Source organism: Halocola ammonii, from assembly GCF_049334165.1.
Taxonomy (GTDB): domain Bacteria; phylum Bacteroidota; class Bacteroidia; order Flavobacteriales_D; family Sanyastnellaceae; genus JBEGHD01.
The window spans coordinates 12084-33273 of record NZ_JBEGHD010000015.1 but is presented as its reverse complement, the minus strand read 5'-3'; the positions used below and the strand labels follow the sequence as shown (position 1 = coordinate 33273).

Below are 21190 nucleotides of genomic sequence, written 5' to 3'. Positions count from 1 at the left end.
TTGTTTTTTTCTCAAACAAGATCATCGCTCACTAATCTCATCTTTATGGAAGCTACTTTTTGGACAATACTCATCCTCGCCCTTATTTCAGTTGCCCTTTGGATCTATGCCATTGGTAAAATCGTGAGCGGCTCGATACAAGGTGATGGAAGGAAAATTTTGTGGTTGATCGTAGTTATCTTTTTCCCAATAGTAGGGGCCATTCTTTATCTCTTGTTCGGGTCGAAAAAGGCGCATCGATAAACTAAGCTCTCTTGTGAGTACAAGATTAACTTGCTCTTTTTCCAGACTTTAAGACGTGTTCACAAAATTGACTAACTTTTCAGCTTAGCTAATTAAACTATACGTCTATGAGAGTTTCTCTATTCCTTTTCTTGTTCGCCATATTTTTCTCAAACGCAGGCCGCTGTCAGGAAGGCGGAGTGGCTTTCTCCTATCAGGCTACAGACAATCGATTTGATCAAATGTTTTGTGCAGTTGGGTTTGGAGAAATAGACCTAAGCAACAGGTGGTCTTTTAGAGGGAACGGAAGCTATAATATCTACTACTATAAAGAAGTACGTGAAAGACAAGGAGCAAACGGACCTACTGTAAGTTCGATCAATGCGAAAGGAACTGCCTCCGTAGCACTAGGAGTTGGACTTTTTTACTCACTTGTGAAGGGGGAAAATCATTTTGAGTTGCAAATTGGCGTCTCGGGTGGTGCCCACGCTTACGCTCCAAATGCTGTTCTCAACTGGTGGGAAAGGTTCTATCGCCCGGAGCTCGAATTTCCGATCATTTTGAAATATCGTCAAATTGCAGACTCAAAGTTCGGCACGCACTTGAGTTTTGCACCAGGACGAATCTTCAGGTCCGACAAACACATTCAATTCGAAGCGGATCTCGGCAAAACAATTAATAAACTCCGTTTTGAAATTGGTGTCTTTTATGACCTCCAATGATTGATCCTGTTCCATAACCCGGAATCTCAACAATTGCCTCCAGCATCCTGTTTGCTAAATCACATCTACATCAAAAGATTTAGTACAGGTTTATGCGAAACAAAACCCAATCGGCTCTACTCACTATTGTTTTATTTCTATTCGGCACTGTTGCTATTGGCCAGTTTACTGTGAATATAGAAGGAGGAGCTGTTTTCACTGAGTACAATGAGTTGCGAATTCCGTCTGACGAAGGAACCCAGGTTGCGCTGGGCGAAGCTTTTGATCAGGACTTCTCCTCTTTTTTCAGAACCAGGGTGAATTACACAATTAATGAAAAGCACACTTTTTCGCTGCTGGTTGCTCCCTTGCAGGTGACTTACAGTGGCAAGGCACCTAATGACATTCGGTTCAAGGAAGCCAATTTTTCTGAAGGTGAAGACTTGAACGTGCGCTACAGGTTCGACTCCTACCGGTTGACCTACAGGTATAATTTTTTGAGAAAAGAGAACTTTTTTGCTGGAGCCGGACTGACGGTGAAAGTCCGGGATGCAGACATCACTTTTCTCTCGGGAGATAAGGGCGACATCTCCCCCGACCTCGGTATTGTTCCGCTGATAAATTTCTACGGTCGCTGGAAACCGAATGAGAATAACGCAATCACTTTTTCGGGAGATGCACTGGCTGCTCCTCAAGGCCGTGCAGCGGATGTGGCGCTGTTCTACAATTATCAGGTTTACGATAACGTCTGGCTAAAGGCCGGCTACCGCCTGCTTGAAGGTGGCGCTGACAACGACCAACTTTACACTTTTTCCTACTTCCACTACGCCTCGGTGGGACTGTGGATTACGCACGATTTTGAGAATTGAAAATCTACTTCACCACAAACCTTTTGCTGAGCATAAGGTCATCGCGATTGGCTCGAAGAAAATAAACTCCAGAAGCAAGGTCTTCTATTCCCAGGTCCATACTTTGTTTGTCGACCACTCCCCTGATTACAGCTCGTCCAAAAGCGTCCGAAACCAAAAGGTCTCCGCCAACAAGTTCTGCAGGAAATACAACATGCAGAAAATCCTCAGCAGGATTCGGATAAATATTTAGCTCCGTCTCCGCAACCTCTTCTACTCCTATTTCGGTTGCAATTGTAAAATTGCTGCTGTAGGTGACACCTTCGTATTCGGCCTGAAAAACGTAGTTTCCCGGCAGCCACGAATCGTCCAGAACGTATTGCCAATACGCATCGGCTGCATCGTAATAACCCCAGGGATTGGTAAACTCCCAACTGGCCACGTTCTGGATGCCTCTCCAAATCCTCACCGTTGTGACTGAACTAGGCATCAGATCACGATAGAAAACTCGAAGAACCAGCGTATCGCCAATTATGAAATTTTCGGCTTCGTGTGTGACTTCTGGTGTTGGGCAGTCGATAGACAACTGCGGGCTGATGTGGGTAGAAATGTGGTTGATTTGCGGCTCGTAGTAATCGGGTTGACTCTCCCACCAGCTACCGGTTTCTTCAGCATTGCAATCCCCGATAAATGGGTCAATCAGGTTTTCCTCAAAATCATAAATCTCAAAATGAAGGTGTGGATAGCTGCTACTTCCAGAGCTTCCGGCCACTCCCAAAAACTCACCGGTTTCCACAGTTTCCCCAATTTCTTTTGAGGTAATCCCTCCATCTTTAAAATGCCAGTACCAGGCCTGTGAGCCGTCCGGGTGTTCTATCACGATTCCATTCCAATTGGGATTTCCATTATTCTGGCAATTCATGTCAAAATTCCCGTCCTGCTTATCCACAATTGTCCCCTCTGCTGCGGCTCTCACTTCCATAACACTTTCTTCCATGTATTTCCACGGGTACGGCCAAATCACAAAATCCGTCCCTTCGTGATCTCCTGTGGACCAATCGTAGGTCCTTTCACCACAATTGTAATCTTCGTGCTGATTAAATGAGCTATTGTGATCGACAAAGAATCGGGTGGCGTAATAACCGTAGTCGTCAAATCCTTCTTTTGGTTGAATAGGCAAAATGAAAAGCGGATGCGATCCCCGGTTTCCTTCAAAAGTATCGGGATTGTCTTTCTTAATTCGGGCTTTGTTTGTCTCGATTCTCTGTCTCACTTCTTCGCGAACATCGTCCGGGATACATTTCTGAGGTTGAGCATTCGGCACAGTCAAAACGGTTTGCTCGGGAAGCTTGCCCTGATTTCGATCGTTTTCCGAAACAGGAATTGCATTTACCTGTGCTTCGAGTTGGACAGTGATGAAGAAAAATGGAAGGAGCAGAAAGAAAGAAATTCGGTTCATGGTGTAGTTTTTCTTTCCTATCGAATTGAAGTGGGGATTGTGAACGGGTTAGAGAGAAATTCTTTCGAAAAAAAATTTCGGCTTGCTCATGGAAGAGGCAGGGTCAACTCCTCATACTCGGAAACTTGATAGTCGAACTAATTCACCGAAGATTTCATTCCACAAACTCAACATTTTCGGAGATCAACTTCAACTCACCATCTACAAATTTAAAAGTCAATGTTCCGCCAACTATAGGTTTATCACTACCAGATTCGTCCCAATTTTTGGATATAATTTTAACAAGAAGTCCATTCTCAATTTGAGATACTTCAGTAAGCTCTATGTGTGACTTACTGTAAACGAATAGATCCTGTAAGTGCCAAATTTTTATCTAATAACCATCCCTTATAATAGTTGCCGGCAGATTCAATTGCTCCGTTTTACCGAGGAAAAACAAAGTCTCTTCACCGTCATGATTATCTATTAATCCAGCCTCATTAATCACTTCGAGTTCTGAGATAGTTTTGCAAATTGAAATAAACTCTTTTTCGGAAATCATTTGTGTCGACTGTCCCTGAAAGTCAAGTGACAGACATAAAAAGCAAAGAATCAGAATGTGGGTAAGAGATTTCATTAGTGAGAAAGGTAGTTAATTCGAAGGTATCATACATAAGTTTTAGCAGACCTAAGCAGATAGCACTTGTAGCTTGCTAAAATATTTGAACTTTACCATCTCCCCCCCTCAACCCTACCCACATGCCCTCTCGGGAATCTGTTCACCACAGGGAAGTCAAAAACATTCAGGCATTTCTAATATTCATTAACTTTGAATTTACCTTAAAAACTTTCTCATGAAGCGAATCACTTTAAATATTGAAGAAGAAAACTATCAGGCTTTTCTCGATTTCTTAAAGACACTGAGCTATGTCTCAATTTCAGAAGGTTACAAAATACCCGAATCGCATAAGGCAGAAGTGAACGAACGTCTCGAGGAAATTGAAAAAGGTAACATGAAAACAAGAAGCTGGGAAGAGGCGAAGAAGGATATTTTTAAGAAGTAGTGTCTTATTCAATTATCATATCAGAATCGGCAGAGGTTGATGTGAGAGATGCCTTTTTGTGGTATGAAAAACAACAATCTAAATTAGGTGAGCGATTTGAAAGAAGAATCGAATCTGCAATTGAAAACATAAAAGACAACCCTCTCAAAATTGAAGTTAAGTATGGCAATGTGAGAATCTTCTTTCTGAAGAAATTTCCTTACGGAATTCATTTTACAGTGGCACGGGACGAAATATTAATCGTTTCTGTATTTCATACTTCTCGCGATCCCAAAAAATGGACTCCCCTCTAGCGCTACCCTTCAGAAGTTTGCTAAAGGTTAAGACACGACAATCTTATTAGTGCCAACCTCCATCTCCACCTCACCCCCATGAACCCAAGTCAAATTCCCATCCAGATGTCCACTCGGGAAACCAAAAGCAACAGGAAAATCATAATCTTTCACATGCTCAAGAATAGTTTCTTTGGCTGAGTAGCCGTAGGGGATGGTATTGTCGTTCATGTCGGTCATTCCGCCAATGATGAGGCCGGCCAGGTTTTCGATCATTCCGGCTCTTTTCAGGTTCATCATCATCCGGTCGATGTGGTAGAGGTACTCGTCCAGGTCTTCCAAAAAGAGAATCTGTCCGCTGGTGTCGATATGTGAGGGCGTCCCGGTGAGGCTGTACAAAATCGAGAGGTTCCCTCCGATCATTTGTCCTTTTGCAGTTCCTGATCGCGAGCCTTCCTCGGGAGTGAACTCAAATTTCGGCTTCTTTCCCGTCAGGGCATCGTACAGTGATTGCAGAGCCTCGGGAGTGTTCTTCGCAAAGTTGATCGGCATCGTGCTGTGGAGCGTGGTCACTCCGCAGTTTTGATAAATATGGTTGTGAAGCACCGTCACATCGCTGTAGCCGCAAATCCATTTAGGGTTTTGTCTGAATTTCGAAAAGTCAATCTGATCGATAATCTGAACGGTGCCGTAGCCACCTCTGGCACACAGAATGGCTCTGACCTTTGGATTGTCCAGCATCTGCTGGAAATCGCTGAGTCGTTGTTCTGCTGTCCCCGCAAACTGGTGGTGTTCGGCAAACAGGTTTTCACCGAGAACCACTTCAAATCCCCATTTTTTGATTTGATCGATGGCTGGCTGCAACTCTTCGCGGCTGATCTTCCGGGCCGTGGAAACAATGCCAATTGAGTCTCCCGGTTTTAGCGCTTCTGGATAGATGATTTCGTCTTTTTTCACGCCCTAAAGATTGTATAAAATGTGGCTATCTTTGCTGCCCAATTCGAAAGATGCCAAAGAAACTCTGTTAAAAAACAGCAGTGTATCTCTTTGAATTCGGTAGAAATGATTTTAAACCACCCTGCTCGTCTCGACTCCGCTCGACAACCGGCTTTCGCTCAATGGCGCAGTCTAGAGAACCTGTGGGAAAATTGGAAGAATTTTTAAATAGAAAAGCATGTCCCAACCCAAACGCTACACGATCACAGCAGCTCTTCCTTATGCCAATGGCCCATTGCACATCGGCCACGTTGCCGGTGCCTATCTGCCGGCCGACATTTACGTGCGCTACCTACGCTCGATGGGTAAAGACGTAGCTTTCATTTGCGGAAGCGATGAGCACGGTGCGGCCATCACGCTGCGCGCCAAAAAGGAAGGTGTGACTCCTCAGCAGATCGTGGACAAGTACCACGACATCCTAAAAAACTCGTTTGTGGATTTGGGCATCGAATTCGATATCTACCACCGCACAAGCGACTCGTCTCACCACGAAATGGCTCAGAGCTTTTTTGAAGACCTCAACGCAAAAGGATCTTTTGAAACGGAGACTTCCAAGCAATTTTATGATGAAGAAAACAACCAGTTTCTGGCAGACCGTTACGTGATGGGAACCTGCCCAAAGTGCGGTCACGAAGCGGCTTACGGTGATCAGTGCGAAAACTGCGGTAGCTCCCTGAGCTCGCAGGAATTGATCAACCCAAAGTCGGTGCTTTCGGGAAAAACTCCGGTATTGAAAGAAACCACTCACTGGTATCTGCCGATGGGCCGTCATGAAAACTGGATGAGAGATTTCATCGAAAAGGGCGAGCTGGACGGCAAACAGCACCACAACCCAAAAGACTGGAAACACCATGTGCAGGGACAATCGCTGTCGTGGATAAACTCTGGGTTGCAATCCCGCTCGATGACGCGAGACCTCGACTGGGGCGTGAAAGTCCCCGTGGAAGGAGCCGGAGGAAAAGTGCTCTACGTGTGGCTCGATGCACCGATCGGCTACATTTCGGCAACAAAAAAATGGGCCGAAGAAAACGGCAAAAACTGGAAAGATTACTGGCAGAGCGAAGATGCCGAGCTGATACATTTTATCGGCAAGGACAACATCGTTTTCCACTGCATCATATTCCCGATAATTCTGAAGGAGCACGGAAGTTACATCCTTCCGAAAAATGTGCCGGCCAACGAATTTTTGAACCTCGAGGGAAGTAAGATTTCCACCAGTCGCGACTGGGCCGTTTGGATTCACGAATACGTGAAAGAATTTGAAGATCAGCAAGATCAATTGCGTTACGTTCTTTGCAGCATCATGCCCGAAAATCGCGACAGCGAGTTTACGTGGAATGGCTACAAAGATCAGGTGAACAACGAGCTGGCCGACATCCTTGGAAACTTCGTGAACCGCGCGGTGGTGTTGACGCACAAATACTACGAAGGTAAAATTCCACAGCCGGGAGAATTCACAGCCGAAGACAAAGAGGTATTGAAAAAGATGGAGGAAACTCCAGCCAAAGTCGGTAAGCTGATAGAATCGTACCGATTCCGTGAGGCGCAGCTCGAAGCCATGAACCTGGCCCGACTTGGGAACAAATACCTGGCGGATTCTGAGCCGTGGAAACTGATCAAAACAGATCCCGATCGCGTGAAGACAATCATGTACATCACGCTGCAAATCACTGCAAATCTGTGCGTTGTGCTCGAACCGTTTTTGCCGTTTACCACAAAGAAAATGGCCGAAGGTCTCAAGCTGCCAAGAACCAACTGGCAGGAAGCCGGAATTGCACTTCTGGAAGTGGGACACGTGATCGACAAAATCGGCATTCTCTTCAAAAAAGTGGATGACGAAACGGTGGAAAAGCAAGTGGAAAAACTGAACGTCAGAAAAGCTGAAAAAGCGGCTGCCGCCAATCCGGTGAAAGAAGCCAAGAAAGACATTGTTTTTGATGACTTCACCAAGCTCGATATTCGTGTGGGTGAGATCAAGGCTGCCGAAAAGATTGCCAAGACGAAGAAGCTTCTCAAGTTAACAGTGGACACCGGAATTGATGAGAGAACAATAGTTTCGGGAATTGCCGAACACTACGATGCCGAAGAAGTGGTGGGCAAAAAAGTGAGCCTGATCGTCAACCTCGCTCCGCGAAAAATCAAAGGGGTAGAGAGCCAGGGAATGATTTTGATGGCCGAAGGAAAAGGTGGCGAGTTGAGCTTTGTTTCTCCGGAAAAAGGGATGGAACCTGGTGATGTTGTGAGTTAAAGGAAACGGCACCTGGAGCAATTAGGAGCTCGGCCACTTTGGCGGTTGATAATTACTGGATCCTCGTCTCTTTTTGCCTCTTTCTATGAAATCTTTCCGTCATCTCTTTCTGCTACATCGCTGGGTTTTGATATAAGGTTGAGATAAAGTTGCTGTGGAAAATCGGACGGCTTTCCACAGCAACTTTATTTCATCTGAGCGTAGCGAAGATTTATATCTACTTTAACTCAAAACCAGACACCTGAGCGTTGCGATTGTCCTTTCCTACCTACCCAATCTAACCCAAAAGAAATGAGAAGCCTTAGCTAGCAAAGCTGTCTTTAATCAACTTATTCTCATACAAATACTCCGCAATCTGAACGGCATTGGTAGCAGCTCCTTTTCGCAAGTTGTCGGCCACTACCCACATGTTTAGCGTGTTTGGTTGACTTTCGTCTTTTCGAATTCTGCCCACGAAAACATCGTCTTTGCCCATGGCCATAATCGGCATCGGGTAGTTGTTAACATCGGGATTGTCCTGAAGCGACACGCCTGGAGCATCTTTCAAAAGCTTCCTTACCTGAGCAATGTCAGGCTCTTTTTCGAACTCTACGTTGAGCGACTCCGAGTGGCCGCCCATCACCGGAACGCGAACAGCCGTTGCTGTCACGCGAATATTCGGATCGAGAATTTTTTGCGTTTCGTTCACCAGTTTCATCTCCTCTTTGGTGTAGTCATTTTCCAAAAACACATCGCAGTGAGGCAGGCAGTTTTGATCGATCTGATAAGGGTAAGCCATCTCGCCTTTTTCACCCTTGCGCTCGTTTTCCATTTGGTTCAGTGCCTTCATTCCCGAGCCTGTAATCGACTGATAAGTGGAAACCACAACGCGCTTCACGGTGAACGCCTCGTGGAGCGGCTTTAGAGCCATCAGCATCTGGATGGTAGAGCAGTTTGGGTTGGCGATAATCAGATCTTCTTTGGTGAGTTCGTGAGCGTTGATCTCTGGCACAATCAGTTTGTGATCTGGACTCATGCGCCAGGCTGAGGAGTTGTCTACCACTGTGCATCCACGCTCAGCAAATTTTGGTGCATACTCTTTACTCAACTCACTTCCGCAGGAAAAAAGTGCGATGTCCGGCTCTTCCTTCAGTGCATCTTCAATGTCGATGACTAAATATTTATCTCCCTGAAATTCTACCGAATGACCAACGGACTTCTTAGAAGCAACGGGAATTAATTCTTCACATGGAAAGTGACGCTCTTCCAAAACGTCTAAAATCACTTGCCCCACCAGACCAGTGGCACCAACAACTGCTATTTTCATATCGATACTTTTTTGTCTCCCTGGCGGCTTCACCAGAGGAATTCAAATGTACTATATTCGTAATCGTCTTTAAAGCCAAATTGCCAGTGATGCTCGTTCGCCTTTTCTCCATCTTGACTTTCAGCTTGTTCTCTGTTTTCGTGCAAGCTCAAATAATTTCCGACAATTTCGAGGATGGCGATTTTACTTCAAACCCAGAATGGGCGGGAACAACGGAACTTTTCACCGTCAATGGCGACAACCAACTTCAGCTGGATGACGACCAGGAAAACTTCGCTTACCTGAGCACTTCCACCGGATCAGTTTCGCTCGACAACCGCGAATGGTACGTGTGGGCAAAACTTTCTTTTTCCCCTTCCGGCAACAACAACGCACGAATTTACCTGGCAGCTGATCAAGCCGACATTTCATATTCTGGAACGGGCGGTGCCAGCGTGAATGGCTACTTCCTTCAACTTGGAGAAAGCGGCTCTGAAGATGCTATTTCACTTTATAGAAATGACACTGACGGAAACACAGAACTAATCACTTCGGGGACTGCTGGAGCCATCAGCAGTTCTTTTGAAATCGCTATCCAGGTGGCTCGAGACGATCTTGGAAACTGGACGATTTCGGTAAACAACGATCCCGAAAACAGCGACATCTACGCTTTGGAAGCCGCTGGAACAGACGCCACCTACACCACACTCACCCATTTGGGAGTTACCTGTAAGTACACGGTTTCAAATTCGACCAACTTCTACTTTGACGACTTTTATTTTGGCGATCCGATCCTGGACACCGATCCACCGGAAGTGCTCAGCCTGGATGTGGTTTCGGCCACGCAGCTCGAGCTACTTTTCAACGAGCCTCTCGATCAGGCAACCGCTGAAAACACTGCCAACTTCAGTGTTGAAGGCTTCGGTCAGCCGGCTGTTGCAGAACTCGACAGCGAAAACCCAGCTCTTGTCTTCCTGACATTTCCCAGTGACTTTCCGGCTAACGAAGAACAAACGCTAACAGTGGAAGGTGTGGAAGACCTCGATGGAAATGCGATTGGAGAAACTGACATTCCTTTCACTTTTTTCAACTTCGACTCGCCAGAGACCGGTGATGTGATTTTTAATGAAATCATGGCCGACCCAACTCCTGTTGTCGGTTTGCCAGAGTTTGAGTTCGTGGAACTGCACAACTCCAGCGAAGGTGTTTTTAATCTGGAAAATTGGGTTTTTGTAAATACTAACACGGAGTTCAACCTGCCCTCTCAGGCATTGCCACCTGGCGCCTTTGTGATTCTTTGCGATGCGTCAGCAGCCAGTGTGTTTGAAAGTTTTGGGCCCACAGTCGGGCTGACTTCTTTTTCTGCTCTATCAAATTCTGGCGATAGCCTCACGCTGCGATCTACAGACGGAACCATCATCGACATTGTGGACTACACCGACTCGTGGTACCAGGACGATGAAAAGGATGAAGGCGGCTGGACATTGGAGCGAATCAATCCGATTACTGATTGCTCTGGAGCTTTCAACTGGACAGCCAGTGAAGCACCGCTCGGGGGAACTCCAGGAGCCGAAAACTCAGTTTACGACATCACCCCCGATACCGAAGCTCCAGCGGTAACTGGTTTTGTAGCAGATGGCACTACCGTTATTGTCAACTTCAGCGAGCCTATTGACGAAGACGAACTCGAGCTTTCAGATTTTTCATTCCTGAGCGGGTTTCCAATTTCTTCAGTGGAAGCCATAAACAATGGAAACTCCGTACAACTTACGCTGTCTGAATCGCTCGAGATTGGAGTCGAGTACACACTTTTTGTCGCCTCGGTTTTCGATTGTGCCGGCAACGAGCTTATCGACTTTGAAATCGCGCTCATCAGCGGCTTTGAACCCGGGCCGGGTGACATCATTTTCACCGAAATCATGGCCGACCCCACTCCTGCTGTCGGTTTGCCCGAAGCGGAGTACCTGGAAGTGTACAATCGCTCGGAAAACGTAATCGACCTCAACGGCTGCTCAATCTCTGGCGTTGCAATCGATCGTCAGGTTTTGATTTATCCTGGCGAGTACCGCATTTTGCTTTCGGCTGGAAATCAGGAAGAGTTTGAGTTTTTCGCGGATGCTGTGGGACTCGAAGAGTTTTCGAGCACGTTTCTCACCAATTCGGGAAAATTGCTGGAGCTTTTCAATGCCAACGATGACCTCATCGACTCGGTGGAATACGAAGACACGTGGTATCGAAACGCCACAAAATCTGAGGGCGGCTGGTCATTGGAATTGATAAATCCCGAAGCGCCTTGCAGCTCTGCCAACAACTGGATCGCCAGTGAAAACGAACTTGGCGGCACTCCAGGAGCTCAGAACTCCGTTTTCGATCCGACCCCGGACACAACTCCGCCAAACGCCATCGCGGCTTATCCAATTGGAGCTGGAGAATTCGAAATCCTTTTCGACAGCCAGATTGATGAAGACACTCCGTTCGATATCGAGATTTCCATCGAGCCTAACCTCGAAACCGGATTCGTAAGCTTTGATCCCGACAATCCGAATTATTTGAACGTCCTACTCGCTGACGACATGCAGGAAGATGTGATTTACACAGTTACCATTTCGCAGTTTGCCGACTGCTGGGGAAATGTGCAAACCGAGGAACAAACCCTGCAAGTGGCCATTCCGGAAATTGCCGAAGAAGGTGACATCATTATCAATGAAGTGCTTTTCAACCCCAAAGGAGACGGCAGCGATTACGTAGAGATTTACAACAATTCACAGAAAATAATCAGCCTTGGCGGCTGGCATCTGGCAAACGAAGAAGATGGAATTCCGGCAGATCCGGAGATCATTAGCGAGAGAGACGTGCTTCTCTTTCCGGGAGATTACCTGGCAATTACAGACAACAAGCAAAACGTGGTTTCGACTTATCCTTTTGCCAGAGAAAACAGGATTTTACAAATTGAAGGGATGCCGTCTTATGCAAATTCTGACGGAGTCGTTTACATCACCAATCCGCTCTTGCAGGCTGTCGATCGATTCGCTTACTCTGAAGATTATCACTTTGAGCTGCTCAACGATCCGGATGGAGTTTCCCTCGAGCGTATTTCTTTCGATCGACCAACAAACGATCCTGAAAACTGGATGTCTGCCGCGGAAAACCAGGGATTTGGAACTCCAGGATACGAAAATTCGCAAGCCTATTTTGGCCCTGAAGAAACAGTGGAAGAAGTGCTGGTTGACCCAGAGCTTTTTTCGCCAGACAATGACGGATTTGAAGATGTGACCAACATCCACTACGAGTTTTCAGAACCGGGCTATTCAGTTAACGTCACCATTTACGATGACCACGGAAGAGAAGTAGTTGACCTGATAAACAACGAAATTATTGGAACTTCCGGCTCATTCACCTGGGACGGAATCACCGACCGGGGTGAGCTGGCACGAATGGGGATCTACATCATTTTCTTCGAGGTGTTCGATCTGGAGGGCAACGTTTCGGGATTCAAAAAAACATGCGTAGTCGGTCACAAATTAAATTGATCTGCTTCCACTACTTTTGCCAACGTGCCAATACTGCTTCAATATCAACTTCACGAAAGGCCTTCGGTAAACCTGGCGGAAAACTGGATGATCTTCGTCCTTCTGGCTTCGCTGATAATTTTGGCCTGGGTGAGAGTAAACTACCCCAACCGTTTTAAGAAGCTCTACGACAACCTAACTAACACCAGAATGCTCCGGCAGGTGATGCGCGAAGAAATCGTTTTTTCACATCGAGCCTCTTTAGCTTTGCTCCTGGTATTTCTGCTCGAAGCTGCTCTTTTTGTTTACCTCATCGACAAAATCAGCGATTATCACCCCATGCCTTACGAGGGTTGGATGTTATACCTCTATTATCTTTTTCTGCTCGTTTGTATCTACACTATTAAGACACTTTCCATCAGGTTGGTAATGATTCTCACAGATGGCAACTTCGGACTTGAAGAATACAACTACAATGTTTTTTTATTTCTAAAGGCCACGGCCCTACTGGGCCTTCCTATTCTTGTCTGCATGATCTATCTGCACCGCGATTATGCCGAGGTTTTCCTATACAGCTTTATCACCATTGCTGCACTTTTTTATCTCATCCGAATCGGTCGTGGAATGATAAACGCGTTTCGACTGCACATTTCTCTGTTCTACATTATTTTGTACCTTTGCACCCTCGAAATTTTACCCTTGTACGTGTTTTTCAAGGTTTTAACGTCTTGAAGCCGCGCCAACTAAGACTTTCGGGAAAGGATTAAGACATAAATCTAAAAGACTTTTGTCGTGAGCAACAAAGTGAAAACTATTCTAATCTCTCAACCTAAGCCAGCTACGGAAAAATCTCCTTACTACGATCTGGCTGAGAAGTACAAATTGAAAATCGATTTTCGCCCGTTCATCCATGTGGAACCAGTTGAAGCAATTGACTTCCGTCAGCAGCGCATCAACATCCTGGAGCACACGGCCGTAATCCTTACCAGCCGCAATGCCGTGGATCACTTTTTTCGCATGTGCGAAGAAATGCGAGTAACGGTGCCAGATTCAATGAAGTACTTCTGTATTTCTGAATCTACGGCCTACTACCTGCAGAAATATGTGGTGTACAGAAAGCGTAAGATCTTTCACGGAAACGTTCGCTTTGCCGAATTGATCGACATCATGAAAAAGCACAAGAAAGAAAAATTCTTGTTGCCTTGTTCTGACCTTCTTAAGCCAACTATTCCGGAGCTTCTCGATGAAGGAAAATTTGACTACACAAAAGCGGTGATGTACAAAACCGTTTGCAGCGATCTTTCAGACCTCTCTGACGTGAAGTACGATATGCTCGTGTTTTTCAGTCCTTCGGGAATTGAGTCGCTCTTGAAGAATTTCCCTGATTTTACGCAGGACGAAACGAGAATTGCAGCATTCGGCCCCACTACTACAAAAGCTGTGGAAGAAGCCGGATTGCGTGTTGACGTGGCTGCCCCTTATCCAAAGGCACCATCGATGTCAATGGCCATTGAGCAGTACATCAACGACAAGAAAAAGAAATAGCACATCGACCAGATTGTCGAGAATAAACTTCAAAAACCTCAATCGGATTCGATTGGGGTTTTTTGTTTTTTTAATCCTTTTGCTCACTGCATTTTCCAATCTTTGTAGCTACCATGATCCAGGAGAAAGAAGCCAAACGAACTTTTCCGAAAAAGGAGAGACTGAAAAGCCGCAAGGCCATTGAAGCGCTTTTTTCCGATGGACAAAAGATTAAGTCTTTTCCAGTGATGCTCTTTTGGAACAAAGGCCATCATGACTGTGGCCATCCACTAAAAGTGGGCGTCTCGGTGAGCAAGAGAAAAGTTAGAAAAGCAGTGCACCGCAACAGGATTAAGCGGCTGATGCGAGAAGCCTACCGTTTGAACAAGTCGAAACTTGAAACTTTTCTTTCGGAAAACAACGAGCAACACCTGGATGTAATGTTTATCTATGCAGACAAGGAGATGCCGACTTTTGCGGACATCGAGCCGAAAATAAAGCGTCTGCTGGATCGTTTAATCAAAGATCTGAACCAATGAGCAAGAACATGAAATTCTCCCTTCAAAAAAACAAACTACGCAAAGCAATAGTGATCGCCATGATTGGTGTGGTCTCAGTAGGATCCTACAGCTTTGCCGACAGCTATTTCGAGCTTTCGAAAAACCTCGAGATTTTTACCAGCCTCTACAAAAATCTCAACATCTACTACGTGGATGAAACCGAGCCCGGAGAGCTGATGAAAACCGGTGTTGACGCCATGCTCAATTCGCTCGATCCCTACACCACCTACTATCCAGAATCGAAGATTGAGGATTACCGATTTATGACAACCGGTGAGTACGGTGGCATCGGAGCGCTCATTCAATCTATCGAAGGGAAAATCACGGTGGCTGAGCCGTATGAAGGTTTTCCTGCAGAGAAAGCAGGTTTGCGCGCTGGTGATGTAATTGTCACCATCGATGGCCGGCCGATCGAAGGCAAGGAACAGAGCGAAGTGAGCGATCTGCTCAAAGGTCAGTCGGGAACTGAGGTGAAGCTCGAAGTGAATCGTCCGGGAAAAGAAGAGCTGATGACTTTTACTTTGAACCGCGAAGAGGTTAAGATTCCCGATGTTCCATACTCGGGAATGCTCGATAATGAAACCGGCTACATCAAACTGACAAGCTTTACGCAGACCGCCAGCCGTGACGTAAAAAAAGCCTACCGCGAACTGGAGGAAGCAGGGATGAAAAAACTCGTTTTTGACCTTCGCGGAAATGGAGGAGGATTATTGCGAGAGGCTGTAAATATTGTGAACATGTTTGTTCCTAAAGGCACGACCGTAGTAAACACGAAGGGGAAAATCGAAGAATGGAATCGCACCCACGAAACGCTGAGCGACCCCATAGCGCCAGACATTCCTGTTACAGTTTTGGTAAATGGTGGTTCGGCCTCAGCATCGGAAATTGTGAGCGGTGCGCTGCAAGATCTCGATCGTGCTGTAGTGATCGGTGAAGAAACTTTCGGAAAAGGACTTGTGCAGCAGACAAAAGACCTGAGCTACAATGCGAAGCTAAAGTTGACAGTGGCCAAGTACTACATTCCGAGTGGAAGATGCATTCAAAAACTGGATTACTCTCACCGAGCTGAGAACGGACAGGTGGAAGAAGTGCCCGATTCGTTGATTCAGGAATTCGAAACCAAAGGCGGTCGGCCGGTTTTCGATGGTCGCGGCATTCGTCCGGATGTGTATGTTGAAGACGAGCAACTGAGCAACATCCTCAATGGACTGATTGCGGAGCAGGTTGTGTTTAATTATGCTACCAAATTCCACAGAGAAAACTCAGAAATTGCTGCCTCAGAGGAATTTGAGTTATCAGACAGTCAGTACAAGGAGTTTGTAGCCTATGCACTGAAGCAAGAGTTTGAATACAATACTGCTACTGAAAAGATGTACGAAGAACTGAAGAGAACTGCCGAACGTGAGAAATACATCGAAGGCGCAGAAGTCGAGTTTGAAAAGCTCCTCGCCAAGATTGAACCCAAAAAAGAGGAAGATCTCATGAAGTTCCGCTCGCAGATTCAGGAGTACCTGGAAAATGAAATCGTTTCGCGATACTACTATCAAACCGGTAGAGTAAAACACTCACTTGATCGCGACCCTTACATTTCTACTGCGATGAAAACACTGCGCGATGGATACTCCGATATCCTTGCAGGAACTGCAGCCAAGAATTAAAAATTCAGCTGATTGACCTGGCCCCGATTTATACGCATACTCTGGTTAGCAGGATTGGGCCTGATGCTCGTTTCACTTCCCTTCTTGAGACTTGGAATGAGCATCGCAGGTTTTTGGCTCGCTGGCGTTTGGATTTTCGATTACATCTACGATTGCACTGTTCGCAAAGAGCCGTGGAAAAAATGGCAACTACTTTGGCAAAACAAAGCCGCCAGGTGGCTCACGGCAATTTTCTTTCTGCACATTGTTGGCCTTCTCTGGACTTCAAATTTTGATTACGGAATTCACGACTTGCGGATTAAGCTACCACTGCTTTTTATGCCGTTGGTTTTCGTGGGGACACCCAAAATCAATAAGAAAGAGCTGCACTGGCTACTTTGGATATTTATTGCTGCTCTTGCCGTCAGCTCCTTGTGGTGCCTGATTTACTTCTATCAATCGCCAGATCTTTACGATGCCCGCGACATCTCAGTCTTCATCTCCCACATTCGTTTTAGCCTCATGTTGGCTCTCGGAGTTGGTGTTTTGATCTACCTTCTGCACAAATCTGGCGGATGGATAAAACTGCTCAACATCTTGCTCATTGTCTATTTCGTGGGCTTTTTGTGGTTGCTACAATCACTAACCGGATTTGTAGCTCTGGCAACCGTGGTTTTTGCCTGGTGGATTTTTTACGCGCTTAAAGCCACCACTCCCAAAAAACGTTTTCTTCGCAGCTCACTTCCTCTTGCCATTTTTATTTTTGTGGCAGGCTACATTTTCCTAAGCACATCCGAATACTTCACACCGAAGCAACTTTCGCAAGGATCGCTTCCTGAAAAAACCGTTCAGGGAAATACATATTTCCATGACACCGAGAGTACCCTGCTGGAAAATGGCTACTATGTGTGGCGCTACGTTAACAAAGATGAATTGGAGCAAGAGTGGAACGAGCGCAGCAATCTCGATTTTTCCAAAAAAGACAAACGCGGACAGCAGCTTTCTGCAACTTTGATTCGCTACCTCACCAGCAAAGGCCTAACTAAAGACTCAGTGGGTATAGCAGCACTTTCCGATGAGGACATTCGGCTTGTAGAAAGTGGTGTGGCCAATCATTTGGCGCCAGAGAAATCCGGAATTCAGAAACGGTTTGAAGCCACACTTTTTGAAATCAATGCCTACCTCAACGGTGCCGATCCCAGCGGAAATTCTTTTACTCAGCGATTTGAATTTTGGAGAGCAGGCTGGCACATCATTGAGGAAAACCCAGTGATTGGAGTTGGAACCGGAGATGTTCCCGATGCGTTCGAAAAAGCTTACAATCAGATTGACTCACCGCTAGACGAGCGCTGGAGACTCCGTGCTCACAACCAGTACCTCACCATGGCGATCGCCTTTGGGACACTTGGTTTTCTGTTTTTCTTGTTTTGCTTTTTCTACCCCCTGAGTAAAAGTGTTTACCGTAATGACTTTCTCTACATTACATTCTTCCTCATTTCGGCAGTTTCATTTCTCAATGAAGACACTCTCGAAACGCAAGCAGGAATTACTTTTTTCACATTTTTCAGCTGCTTCTTTTTGTTTGTCTACAACCGCGACTCGGTCAATACTTCGCTGTAGACTTTGAGCGTCTTTTGTGCTGTGGCTTCCACGGTAAATTCCTGCAAATGCTCACTGGCATTTCTCACCATTTGTTTTCTCAAGGTTTCATCTCTCAGGTATCGCACCACTTCCACCGCAAGGCTTTGGCTGTCTTTCACAGAAGCGGAAAGTCCCGTCTTGGTATGGATGACAATTTCGGGAATTCCACCAGCACGAGTAGCTACCACAGGAACTTTGCAACCGAACGCATCAAGAATCGAAGTTCCCAGACCTTCAGTTTCGCTCGTGATCAAAAAGATGTCAAAATTGCTCAGCACCTCTAACACATCTTTGCGAAAGCCAGTGAAGGTAATCTTGTCTGCTATGCCCGATTCTTTCACCAATTGGTGGATCTGATTGTGAAGTGGTCCATCTCCCACAATCACAAACTGAGCATCAACACCCAGTCTCACTAGTTCTTGTGCTGTGGCAATAAAGGTCGGGTAATCTTTGTGAGGTGCCAGAGCCGCCACATTCCCAATGATCGGTTTGTTGGGGTCAAGGTTGAATTCCTTTTCCAGTGGTCTTGTGTCTTTCACTTCTTCAAATCGAGCCATGTTTACCCCGGAGTGAACAGTAACCAGTTTCGATTTGTCCCGAATCGACTGGCCTGTAATTTTTTTGATAGTGTCTGAAACGCAAACGATGCGCGTTACTTTTTTGTGATTGTACTTCCATTTGGAAAGCGGAGAACCGGAAACCGGAAAATCAACTCTGCGACTCACCACGATGCTCGCCTGATTGCGGTAGAAGGTGGCCGCCAGCACTGCAAAAGTGTGTCCTTTGGAATCGTGAGTGTGCACGATGTCGACCTTTTGCTCCAGGCAGAGGTTGCGAAGTTTTTTGGCAAAGGAAAAGTCCAGAGATGATTTCACTGGAACTGCGGAGAACGACCATTTTTCCGTCTTGCACTTTTGCTCCATCTCACTGCCACTTGCGCAAATGATGTGTTGGTGAATGCCTTTGCCTTGAAGCTGCTCGAAGAGATAGGCCAACTGTTGTTCTCCACCTCGCCAGCTTTTAGGCGTAGACACGTGCAAGATTCTGGGGCTATCCTTCATCCTTCTGAATTTCAAGGAGTTTCTTGTACTTCAAATACTTGGCATAGGCCGAGTAGCGTGCGATCGTAAATCCGGCTTTTCCATCGAGCAGTCCCAGTCTAAAGAAATACCCTGAGACAAATCGCGCCAGCGGATTGAGAATTAAATTCAGACTGCTAGCTCGTTTTCCTTTTTCAAAAGCAGCTCGGCTAGCTATGTTCGTAAATCGCTCTATCTGCTTAAGGTGTTCATCAAAAGTGTAGAAGCTGTAGTGCAGCAAATGCCCTTCGAGCCTTTTGAGTTTGCTTCCCTTTTCCATCTCTACCTTGTCGTGAGGGTTGGTTCCTCCCCACTTGCCTTTGGAGCGCTTCCAAAGTCGAAGCTTTCTATCGGGATACCACTTTCCGTGTTTTATCCAGGTACCGCAGTAGTTAGTGAGTCGATTTACAATGTAGCCGTCAGCTTCAAAGTTGGTTTTCACCTTTAGAATCTCATCTGCCAGCTGCTCATTCAAAGCTTCATCGGCATCGAGTGAGAGCACAACATCGTTCGAAGCCTGATCCAACGCCCAGTTCTTTTGCTCGATGTAGCCTTCAAAATCGTGAGGGATAACACGAGCGCCAAGCGATTTTGCAATTTCCTGGGTGCGATCTTTCGAGTGAGAATCGACCACAATAATTTCGTCAGCCACCTTTTGAACAGACTTGAGGCATCGCCCGATGTTTCTCTCTTCGTTAAAGGTGATAACGACAACCGATATTTCTACATTTTTACTCACTCAGTGGATTTTCTGCAAAGCAATTTGCCAAGGTAAAAAGCGCGGGCAAAACTAGGCCATTTGTTGAAAACAATATTTTGACCCACTTTGCGATCTTCGTTAATTTGCGTAAACAATTAAAGTCATGAATGTACTGGTTTTAGGCTCTGGAGGACGAGAGCACGCACTCAGCTGGAAGATCGCCCAAAGTTCGCTTTTGCGCGAGCTTTTTATTGCCCCCGGAAATGCCGGCACTTCTGACCACGGAACGAATGTAGACCTCGATGTAATGGACTTTCCAGCCATTCGCGACTTCGTTTTGGAGAGAAAAATTTCGATTGTAGTTGTTGGTCCGGAAGCTCCTTTGGTGGAAGGGATTAAAGATTTTTTTGCTGCAGACGAAAGCTTGTCGTACGTCACTTTAGTTGGCCCGGGGAGCAAAGCATCGATGCTTGAAGGCAGCAAAGAATTTGCGAAAGAATTCATGTCTCGCCACAACATTCCCACAGCAAAATACGGCAGCTTCACCATCGACAAAATGGATGAGGCCAATGAGTTTTTGGAATCACTAAAGCCTCCTTACGTTCTGAAAGCCGATGGCCTTGCAGGAGGAAAGGGCGTGATCATTACAGAATCTTTGGATGAAGCCAAAAACACCCTCAATGAAATGTTCAATGGAAAATTTGGCGATGCAAGTTCAAAAGTGGTGATCGAGGAATTTCTAAAAGGAATTGAGTTGAGCATGTTCGTGATCACGGATGGTCAGTCCTACAAAATATTGCCCGAAGCCAAGGACTACAAACGGATTGGCGATGGCGACACCGGACCCAATACTGGTGGGATGGGCGCTGTGAGCCCCGCACCTTTTGCCAATCGCGAGTTTATGGAGAAAGTGAAAAACCAGGTGATCATCCCAACGATGAAGGGATTAACTGCGGACGGGCTTCATTTTCAAGGCTTCTTATTTTTCGGACTAATGAAGGTAAATGGTGACCCCTATGTAATTGAATACAACGTGCGCATGGGAGATCCGGAGACAGAGGTAGTAATTCCCAGGTTAAAGTCGGATTTGCTGCACCTTTTTGACGGCATGGCCTCGCACACCTTGTCGGAGTGCGACCTTGAAATTGATCAGAGAACTTGTGCTACCGTGATGCTTGTTTCAGAAGGCTATCCAGGCAAGTACGAAAAGGGAAAAGAAGTGAGAGGACTCGAAAACGTGCCGGAATCGAGTGTCGTGTTCCACGCTGGAACGAAAAAAGATGGTGAGAAGACTGTGACTTCTGGTGGACGAGTGATGGCTGTTTCTTCGCTGGGAGTAGACCTCGAGGATGCCGTGAAAAAATCCTATGAAAATCTGGAGCACATTTCTTTCGAAGGAATGAACTTCCGAACAGACATTGGCGCGGATTTGCGCAAAAAGAAAGCTCCTCAGAAAAATTAATTTC

At 46.0% G+C, this 21190-nt stretch carries 19 protein-coding genes; 13 read left to right on the top strand and 6 right to left on the bottom strand.

Going from position 1 to position 21190, the window contains the following annotated elements:
- Positions 1–45 precede the first annotated feature (45 nt).
- The 3 genes from ABHV44_RS14140 to ABHV44_RS14130 all read left to right on the top strand — a co-directional run bounded on the left by ABHV44_RS14140 (position 46) and on the right by ABHV44_RS14130 (position 1792).
- Positions 46–243: a PLDc N-terminal domain-containing protein gene (locus ABHV44_RS14140; protein ID WP_459075361.1), complete on the top strand. Its 198-nt coding sequence runs from the start codon at positions 46–48 to the stop codon at positions 241–243.
- A gap of 107 nt (positions 244–350) precedes the next feature.
- Positions 351–944 carry a hypothetical protein gene (locus tag ABHV44_RS14135; protein ID WP_459075360.1) on the top strand — a complete coding sequence of 198 codons (594 nt, stop codon included), beginning with the start codon at positions 351–353 and terminating at the stop codon, positions 942–944.
- Positions 945–1036: 92 nt separating this feature from the next.
- Positions 1037–1792, top strand: a complete 756-nt coding sequence (locus ABHV44_RS14130) for a hypothetical protein (protein ID WP_459075359.1) — start codon at positions 1037–1039, stop codon at positions 1790–1792.
- A gap of 4 nt (positions 1793–1796) precedes the next feature.
- Here the strand turns inward: ABHV44_RS14130 and ABHV44_RS14125 are convergent, their stop codons facing one another.
- Positions 1797–3230: a peptidoglycan DD-metalloendopeptidase family protein gene (locus tag ABHV44_RS14125; RefSeq protein ID WP_459075358.1), complete on the bottom strand. Its 1434-nt coding sequence runs from the start codon at positions 3228–3230 to the stop codon at positions 1797–1799.
- Positions 3231–3603: 373 nt separating this feature from the next.
- Positions 3604–3846 carry a hypothetical protein gene (locus tag ABHV44_RS14120; protein WP_459075357.1) on the bottom strand — a complete coding sequence of 81 codons (243 nt, stop codon included), beginning with the start codon at positions 3844–3846 and terminating at the stop codon, positions 3604–3606.
- Between the two features lie 217 nt (positions 3847–4063).
- On the opposite strand from ABHV44_RS14120, the gene ABHV44_RS14115 reads away from it, so the two are divergent.
- Positions 4064–4273 (top strand): addiction module protein, encoded by a 210-nt coding sequence (locus ABHV44_RS14115; RefSeq protein ID WP_459075356.1) that lies wholly within the window; start codon positions 4064–4066, stop codon positions 4271–4273.
- A complete protein-coding gene (locus ABHV44_RS14110; protein WP_459075355.1) occupies positions 4273–4566 on the top strand; it encodes a type II toxin-antitoxin system RelE/ParE family toxin in 294 nt (97 codons plus the stop codon). The genes ABHV44_RS14115 and ABHV44_RS14110 overlap by 1 nt, the downstream gene beginning before the upstream one ends.
- A 27-nt stretch (positions 4567–4593) precedes the next feature.
- Here the strand turns inward: ABHV44_RS14110 and ABHV44_RS14105 are convergent, their stop codons facing one another.
- Positions 4594–5502, bottom strand: a complete 909-nt coding sequence (locus tag ABHV44_RS14105; protein ID WP_459075354.1) for a S66 peptidase family protein — start codon at positions 5500–5502, stop codon at positions 4594–4596.
- 217 nt (positions 5503–5719) lie between these two features.
- Here ABHV44_RS14105 and metG point away from each other — a divergent pair, with 217 nt between their 5' ends.
- Positions 5720–7789, top strand: a complete 2070-nt coding sequence (gene metG, locus ABHV44_RS14100) for a methionine--tRNA ligase (RefSeq protein WP_459075353.1) — start codon at positions 5720–5722, stop codon at positions 7787–7789.
- A gap of 301 nt (positions 7790–8090) precedes the next feature.
- Here the strand turns inward: metG and ABHV44_RS14095 are convergent, their stop codons facing one another.
- On the bottom strand, positions 8091–9095 hold the full coding sequence (locus ABHV44_RS14095; RefSeq protein WP_459075352.1) for an aspartate-semialdehyde dehydrogenase: 1005 nt from the start codon (positions 9093–9095) through the stop codon (positions 8091–8093).
- An 89-nt stretch (positions 9096–9184) separates the two neighbouring features.
- Here ABHV44_RS14095 and ABHV44_RS14090 point away from each other — a divergent pair, with 89 nt between their 5' ends.
- The 6 genes from ABHV44_RS14090 to ABHV44_RS14065 all read left to right on the top strand — a co-directional run bounded on the left by ABHV44_RS14090 (position 9185) and on the right by ABHV44_RS14065 (position 17924).
- Positions 9185–12604, top strand: coding sequence for a lamin tail domain-containing protein (locus tag ABHV44_RS14090; protein ID WP_459075351.1), 3420 nt, complete (start codon positions 9185–9187; stop codon positions 12602–12604).
- A 24-nt stretch (positions 12605–12628) separates the two neighbouring features.
- Positions 12629–13315: a DUF4271 domain-containing protein gene (locus ABHV44_RS14085; RefSeq protein ID WP_459075350.1), complete on the top strand. Its 687-nt coding sequence runs from the start codon at positions 12629–12631 to the stop codon at positions 13313–13315.
- 60 nt (positions 13316–13375) lie between these two features.
- The gene (locus ABHV44_RS14080) at positions 13376–14128 is read left to right on the top strand and encodes a uroporphyrinogen-III synthase (protein ID WP_459075349.1); all 753 of its coding nucleotides are present in this window, start codon (positions 13376–13378) and stop codon (positions 14126–14128) included.
- Positions 14129–14241: 113 nt separating this feature from the next.
- Positions 14242–14646 carry a ribonuclease P protein component gene (gene rnpA / locus ABHV44_RS14075; RefSeq protein WP_459075348.1) on the top strand — a complete coding sequence of 135 codons (405 nt, stop codon included), beginning with the start codon at positions 14242–14244 and terminating at the stop codon, positions 14644–14646.
- Positions 14643–16325 (top strand): S41 family peptidase, encoded by a 1683-nt coding sequence (locus ABHV44_RS14070; RefSeq protein WP_459075347.1) that lies wholly within the window; start codon positions 14643–14645, stop codon positions 16323–16325. Before rnpA ends, ABHV44_RS14070 begins: the two co-directional genes overlap by 4 nt.
- A 12-nt stretch (positions 16326–16337) precedes the next feature.
- The gene (locus ABHV44_RS14065) at positions 16338–17924 is read left to right on the top strand and encodes an O-antigen ligase family protein (RefSeq protein ID WP_459075346.1); all 1587 of its coding nucleotides are present in this window, start codon (positions 16338–16340) and stop codon (positions 17922–17924) included.
- On the opposite strand, the gene ABHV44_RS14060 is transcribed toward ABHV44_RS14065, so the two are convergent.
- Together ABHV44_RS14060 and ABHV44_RS14055 are read right to left on the bottom strand one after the other, a co-directional pair.
- Positions 17891–19006, bottom strand: a complete 1116-nt coding sequence (locus ABHV44_RS14060) for a glycosyltransferase family 4 protein (RefSeq protein WP_459075345.1) — start codon at positions 19004–19006, stop codon at positions 17891–17893. The two genes, ABHV44_RS14065 and ABHV44_RS14060, sit on opposite strands and share 34 nt — an antisense overlap.
- Positions 18996–19763: a glycosyltransferase family 2 protein gene (locus ABHV44_RS14055; RefSeq protein ID WP_459075344.1), complete on the bottom strand. Its 768-nt coding sequence runs from the start codon at positions 19761–19763 to the stop codon at positions 18996–18998. The genes ABHV44_RS14060 and ABHV44_RS14055 overlap by 11 nt, the downstream gene beginning before the upstream one ends.
- 124 nt (positions 19764–19887) lie before the next feature.
- Between ABHV44_RS14055 and purD the strand changes: the two genes are divergently transcribed.
- On the top strand, positions 19888–21186 hold the full coding sequence (gene purD, locus ABHV44_RS14050; RefSeq protein WP_459075343.1) for a phosphoribosylamine--glycine ligase: 1299 nt from the start codon (positions 19888–19890) through the stop codon (positions 21184–21186).
- Positions 21187–21190 lie beyond the last annotated feature (4 nt).

Excerpts from the sequence above, each read along its gene's own strand:
- ABHV44_RS14115 (WP_459075356.1), top strand. The coding sequence starts at position 4,064 with ATGAAGCGAATCACTTTAAATATTGAAGAAGAAAACTATCAGGCTTTT.
- ABHV44_RS14135 (WP_459075360.1), top strand. The coding sequence starts at position 351 with ATGAGAGTTTCTCTATTCCTTTTCTTGTTCGCCATATTTTTCTCAAAC.
- purD (WP_459075343.1), top strand. The coding sequence starts at position 19,888 with ATGAATGTACTGGTTTTAGGCTCTGGAGGACGAGAGCACGCACTCAGC.
- rnpA (WP_459075348.1), top strand. The coding sequence starts at position 14,242 with ATGATCCAGGAGAAAGAAGCCAAACGAACTTTTCCGAAAAAGGAGAGA.
- ABHV44_RS14125 (WP_459075358.1), bottom strand. The coding sequence starts at position 3,230 with ATGAACCGAATTTCTTTCTTTCTGCTCCTTCCATTTTTCTTCATCACT.
- ABHV44_RS14095 (WP_459075352.1), bottom strand. The coding sequence starts at position 9,095 with ATGAAAATAGCAGTTGTTGGTGCCACTGGTCTGGTGGGGCAAGTGATT.
- ABHV44_RS14140 (WP_459075361.1), top strand. The coding sequence starts at position 46 with ATGGAAGCTACTTTTTGGACAATACTCATCCTCGCCCTTATTTCAGTT.
- ABHV44_RS14090 (WP_459075351.1), top strand. The coding sequence starts at position 9,185 with ATGCTCGTTCGCCTTTTCTCCATCTTGACTTTCAGCTTGTTCTCTGTT.
- ABHV44_RS14060 (WP_459075345.1), bottom strand. The coding sequence starts at position 19,006 with ATGAAGGATAGCCCCAGAATCTTGCACGTGTCTACGCCTAAAAGCTGG.
- ABHV44_RS14120 (WP_459075357.1), bottom strand. The coding sequence starts at position 3,846 with ATGAAATCTCTTACCCACATTCTGATTCTTTGCTTTTTATGTCTGTCA.
- ABHV44_RS14130 (WP_459075359.1), top strand. The coding sequence starts at position 1,037 with ATGCGAAACAAAACCCAATCGGCTCTACTCACTATTGTTTTATTTCTA.
- ABHV44_RS14070 (WP_459075347.1), top strand. The coding sequence starts at position 14,643 with ATGAGCAAGAACATGAAATTCTCCCTTCAAAAAAACAAACTACGCAAA.
- metG (WP_459075353.1), top strand. The coding sequence starts at position 5,720 with ATGTCCCAACCCAAACGCTACACGATCACAGCAGCTCTTCCTTATGCC.